The sequence below is a fragment of the Streptomyces sp. NPDC056503 genome, from assembly GCF_042794995.1.
GTDB lineage: Bacteria > Actinomycetota > Actinomycetes > Streptomycetales > Streptomycetaceae > Streptomyces.
Genome location: NZ_JBHTST010000248.1, coordinates 1 through 4,349, shown reverse-complemented (window position 1 = coordinate 4,349; position 4,349 = coordinate 1). Strand labels below are relative to the sequence as shown.

7 protein-coding genes are annotated in these 4,349 nt (G+C 67.7%); 3 read left to right on the top strand and 4 right to left on the bottom strand.

What is annotated here, in order from left to right; genetic code table 11:
- Positions 1–335: 335 nt before the first annotated feature.
- Entirely contained in the window at positions 336–905 is a 570-nt protein-coding gene (locus tag ACFQ8C_RS36635; RefSeq protein ID WP_383466238.1) for an SMI1/KNR4 family protein, read from the top strand.
- A 67-nt stretch (positions 906–972) separates the two neighbouring features.
- Here the strand turns inward: ACFQ8C_RS36635 and ACFQ8C_RS36630 are convergent, their stop codons facing one another.
- Complete coding sequence (locus ACFQ8C_RS36630; RefSeq protein WP_383466236.1) at positions 973–1,722, bottom strand: transposase family protein; 750 nt, start codon at positions 1,720–1,722, stop codon at positions 973–975.
- Positions 1,723–1,935: 213 nt separating this feature from the next.
- Positions 1,936–2,262 (bottom strand): hypothetical protein, encoded by a 327-nt coding sequence (locus ACFQ8C_RS36625; protein ID WP_383466234.1) that lies wholly within the window; start codon positions 2,260–2,262, stop codon positions 1,936–1,938.
- 238 nt (positions 2,263–2,500) lie between these two features.
- Between ACFQ8C_RS36625 and ACFQ8C_RS36620 the strand changes: the two genes are divergently transcribed.
- Together ACFQ8C_RS36620 and ACFQ8C_RS36615 are read left to right on the top strand one after the other, a co-directional pair.
- Positions 2,501–2,704: a hypothetical protein gene (locus ACFQ8C_RS36620; RefSeq protein ID WP_383466232.1), complete on the top strand. Its 204-nt coding sequence runs from the start codon at positions 2,501–2,503 to the stop codon at positions 2,702–2,704.
- A complete protein-coding gene (locus ACFQ8C_RS36615; RefSeq protein WP_383466230.1) occupies positions 2,697–2,954 on the top strand; it encodes a hypothetical protein in 258 nt (85 codons plus the stop codon). The genes ACFQ8C_RS36620 and ACFQ8C_RS36615 overlap by 8 nt, the downstream gene beginning before the upstream one ends.
- A 206-nt stretch (positions 2,955–3,160) precedes the next feature.
- On the opposite strand, the gene ACFQ8C_RS36610 is transcribed toward ACFQ8C_RS36615, so the two are convergent.
- The gene (locus ACFQ8C_RS36610) at positions 3,161–3,427 is read right to left on the bottom strand and encodes a hypothetical protein (protein ID WP_383466228.1); all 267 of its coding nucleotides are present in this window, start codon (positions 3,425–3,427) and stop codon (positions 3,161–3,163) included.
- A 298-nt stretch (positions 3,428–3,725) separates the two neighbouring features.
- Positions 3,726–4,118 (bottom strand): matrixin family metalloprotease, encoded by a 393-nt coding sequence (locus ACFQ8C_RS36605; protein ID WP_383466226.1) that lies wholly within the window; start codon positions 4,116–4,118, stop codon positions 3,726–3,728.
- Between the last annotated feature and the right edge of the window lie 231 nt (positions 4,119–4,349).

Sequence of the window (4,349 nt, the reverse complement as noted above, 5' to 3'; positions counted from 1 at the left end):
GGTACCGATGGCGCCGCGGCGGGCGGGGCGGCAGCAGCGGGGCGATGCGTTCCCACAGCTCATCAGGCACAAGATCATCCGACACCCGCAACACTGAGCGTTTTCAGCTTCGTCACTCCAGGGTGACGCCATGGTCCTCGCTTGAGACCTGGAAGCTCCTCGGCTGGGCCCGCGGGGCACGGTGGGTTGTCTGTGAAGAGTCGTGAACGGTCGATCGCGGAGAGGGACAGAACGCACGCTCGAAGTACCATCCCTGCAAGGTTCTCCGGCCCGTACTTCCCCACCTCCGCAGTGGCGTAGTCGGACGAAGGCATCCCTGGAGAGGACAGAGGGCGATGAGTGTGGTCGAGAGTTGGTCGCGTGTGATGAGTCTGCTTCGGGAGCACGCGCCGGCCGATCACGCGGATCTGCCCGGGCCCGCTACGGAGCAGATGCTCGCGGCAGCCGAGGAACGGATGGGGGTCTCCTTGCATGGGGACCTGCGGACGTGGCTGTTGCAGAACAATCTGGATCTGCCGGAGGAAGATTTCGACGACGAAGTGCAATGTTGCGGTTTCGACGGGTTCCCCGACGAGGGGAGCTTCTTTCTGGGCATCCGGGCGATGGAGGGGCTCTACGCGAACCGCTCCAGGTCCTGCGGATTCGACCCTCCGGACCAGCCGGACTACCCGTTCTGGCGCAACGAGTGGATCCCCTTCCTGTCGGACCAGGACGGCTGGAGGGGAAAGTTCATCGATGTGCGGGACGGGCGCGTCGGCAGATGGTCCGTAGGTAGCCCCACGGTCACGGGCGAGTACGAATCGATGGCCCAGTACTTCGCCTCCGTGGCGGAGACCCTGACGAGGATCGCCGGTGGAAGCTCCCAGGTCAGTCAGTTCTCCGAAGGTCGGCTTGTCTGGTCGTGAGACGGTTCCCGACTGGATGACGGCCATTGCCGATCCGTCCTCCCCCCTGGAATGGCGATGAGATTCATCAGCGTTGACGTTCCAGGGTGAGGATGGCTGCGGCGATGGCGGTCATGCGGTTGAGGCTGCAGCGGGCTTTGCGGAAGATGCGCCAGGTCTTCAGCCTTGCGATGCTTCGTTCGACCGGCGCTCGTGCCGCAGACAGGGCCCGGTTGATCGTCCGCTGGGTCGTGGTGAGGTCCCGGCCGGGGAGCCGTCTGATGGGTGTGGTCACCCATGGGCCGGCGCCGATGTAGGCGCGGTCAGCGAGGACGGGGACGCCCTGGCGCTCGCAGATCCGGATGATGCGATGGGTACGGGCCGCGGTCAGGTCGTGGATGCGGCCGGGCAGCGCGGGCGAGATCCACAGCAGCTTGCCTGCGGGATCGGCGACGACCTGCACGTTCACGCCGTGACGGCGGTGCTTCTGTGAGAAGTCGGCCCGGCTGTCGCCGACGCGGTCGCACTCGGCGAGCGTCCCGTCGAGCAGGATGTGGTCAGGATCCGTCTCGCGCAGGACCCGCAGCAGGCCGGGTGCCTTCCGGGACAGATGCCCGACGACGGCCGTGACGTAGGCGTGGGCGGTGCCGACGGATATGCCGAAGCCCGTGGCGATCTGCGTGAGCGTGTCGTGGCGGCGGAGGTAGATCAGGCCGACGAGGGGCCGCTGGTGGGGCGGGAGCTTGCAGTGCCGGTCACCCTCACGGGTGACGATGAGCATGGATACCCACTCGACCAGAGCGTGAGGCAGGTCGAGTGCGGCAGGATATGAAACCAACGAGGCTCCTGCGCTGATGAGTTGAGACGTCGAACACCTCTCTCAACGGCACAGGAGCCTCGTGCGTTGCGGGACGCCTGCCCGTCACCCGATCAGTGGCCACTCTGAAAGAGCTCACTCTGCCGCCACCAGACCTGACCGCCAAGCCCTCACGCCGAACTCATTCTGAAACGATCAGTTAGGGTTGGCGGCATGGAAGCCCGGACGCGTCAGTCAGGGCTGACGCGACAGTGCAGCAGCCGGATCTCGCCCGTCCAGCACATCAATCCACGTGACTACAGACCGAGACGGATCGACACCCAGCAAAAACACCGTCTCCTCTTCACGCTCCAGCTGGATGACCCATGGCGATGGCGTCCCCTTTGGAGCCGTCAGCACGTAGTTACGGCAGATTCCATGAAAGGGAAGGCTCGGGATCGCGTCCGCGATCGGGTCTCCCGGATGTGAGTCCCGCAGCAGGGCAACTATCTCGTCAGCAAGATCAGGGCAGACATCGGCCAGGCGCAACGGGTTCTTCTCGGGACTCTTGCGGGACTCCATACCCCGAAGCATGTCAGGTCCCCCCAGGCCCCTGCCCGACCGAAGCAAGCCAGCCGAAGCAGGCTGGTGGCCCGCCAGACCCAGGCCGGGCCGTGGAACTCCGTGCGGAGATCGACCGCCGGGACACCGAGATCGAATCCATCCTCACCGTGGCCCCCACCAGTTCGACGAGGACCCCGGTCATGCAGCGTCCCCTGCGCTAGCCTCAGGGACGTACCCGACCATCGAGGGGGCCGTGATGGCGCACCTGACGTTCAGCGAGACCGAGCAGCGCGAGCTGCGTGAGGCCGCCCGCAGCGAGTTCCCCGGGAACCCCGCGCTCGCCTACGTCCTTGAGAACCTCGCTGCCGAGGGCATCGACCTTGACCGGTGCCAGGACTGGGACGACATTCGGGTCGAGCAGGGGCTGCCCGAGCGGGACGAGGCCGCGGACGTTGCCTAAGCACGCGCGCGGCCGCCGGCCCCGGATCGTCCTCATCGAGCCGGCCGAGACCCAGGTCCGCACCCTCACCACCGCGCAGACCGCCCGCGTCGATGCCGCCCTCAACACGATTGCTGCGGCGCCGGACGAGGTGAAGCAGCACGCGACCGCGTCCGCGCTGCGTGACTACCAGCACGACGGCGTCCGCCTGATCTTCTACGCCACCGCCCTCGGCAGCATCCTGATCGTCACCTACGTCGAAGCCGACTGACCCCCGGTCCCGTCAACGGGCCCGTCACCTCCGGCGTGCTCCGGTCGCTCGTTCGCGTGGCCGCTGCTGTAAACAGTGTGGGCGGCTGCCCGGGACTGGCTACGGTGAGTGTGTAGGGGGATCAGGGCCGACTGGTCGTTTGCCCCGGACTCCCTGTGTGCCCCCGTGCTCCTCGAGCCCGGGGGCACACTGCTGTACCCCCGCCCCTACGGCGTGGCCTCGGTCGTGGTGGTGCAGGCAGGGTCCGGGTGCGGGGCAGCTTGCCGGGCGACCGCGGTCGCCCACCGCTGCTCGGCGCCCGCCGGGTCGGTGTCGGCGGGCGTGGCGAACCAGACCCAGCCGCCGTCGCCGTAGTCCGCGTCCGGGACGGTCCCGACGACGTACCGGTGGCCGGGCGCGAGCGGCAGATACGCGGGCTTCGTCTTCGCGTACCCCCCGCCGGCCACCGGCAGAACGGACTGCCCGACCGTCATCGTCTGCGGCGGCGCCCCCTTCAGCGCCTGGTCGACCTTGACCCGGGAGATCAGCGCCCCGCCGGGGTCGCTGCTGCCCTCGCGGTACTCGACCGTCTTGTCGACGGTGACCAGGGCGACCGTGTGGGCGTAGCCGGCCTTGTCGGCGTCGGTGTCGGTGGCGGGCAGGCACAGGGCGTGGGCGGTGGTCGGCGGCCCGTCGGCGGGGGCGTCGAGGGTGGTGTACCAGGCGGCGCCGGGGTGGTGAGGACGGCGAGGGCCGCGAGCGCGGTGAGGGTGGCCCGCTTGTGTTTCATGCTCAGCCCCAGAGCTTCTTGTAGTTGGCCTTGTCGGCGTCGGAGGGCTTCTCCACGGGCACGGCTGCGACGGCCTTCCACATGAGGCTGAAGACCTCGGTGGGCTTGTGGCACAGGCCGAGCGCGTGGCCGAGCTCGTGGGCGGCGACGGACCGCCGGTACTTTTCCTCGCTCCACTCGCCGGGTGGGTCGAGGTAGTACTTGTTCAGGTAGATGAAGTCGGTCGCGGCGATGGCCGGGTGCTGGTCGTGGTAGCCGCCGTGCCCGTCCTTCTTGCTGTAGTCCCGCCACTCCAGGTCGTTCACCGTGACCGCGGAGTCCGGACGGATCTTCACCTTCGCCAGCGCGGTCCCGGCCGTCCCCTCCACCGTGCACGTAGGGGCCCGCCAGGTCATTCTGGGTACTGGACGGAACACTCCTTGCCGTCACCTCTACCTCGGGAGGGCAGTATGCGGCAGAACGACCTGACAGACGCCCAGAAGCAGGCTTTCGAGCAGAACGAGGCGGACTTCCGCAGACTCGACGACCAGCTGTCGGCGTACGGACTTTTCTCCCCAGTTGCGTACGGATGAACGTCCCCAGCTTTGGTCGCGGGTTGCGGCAGTGCGGCAGAGGATCTCGGTTGA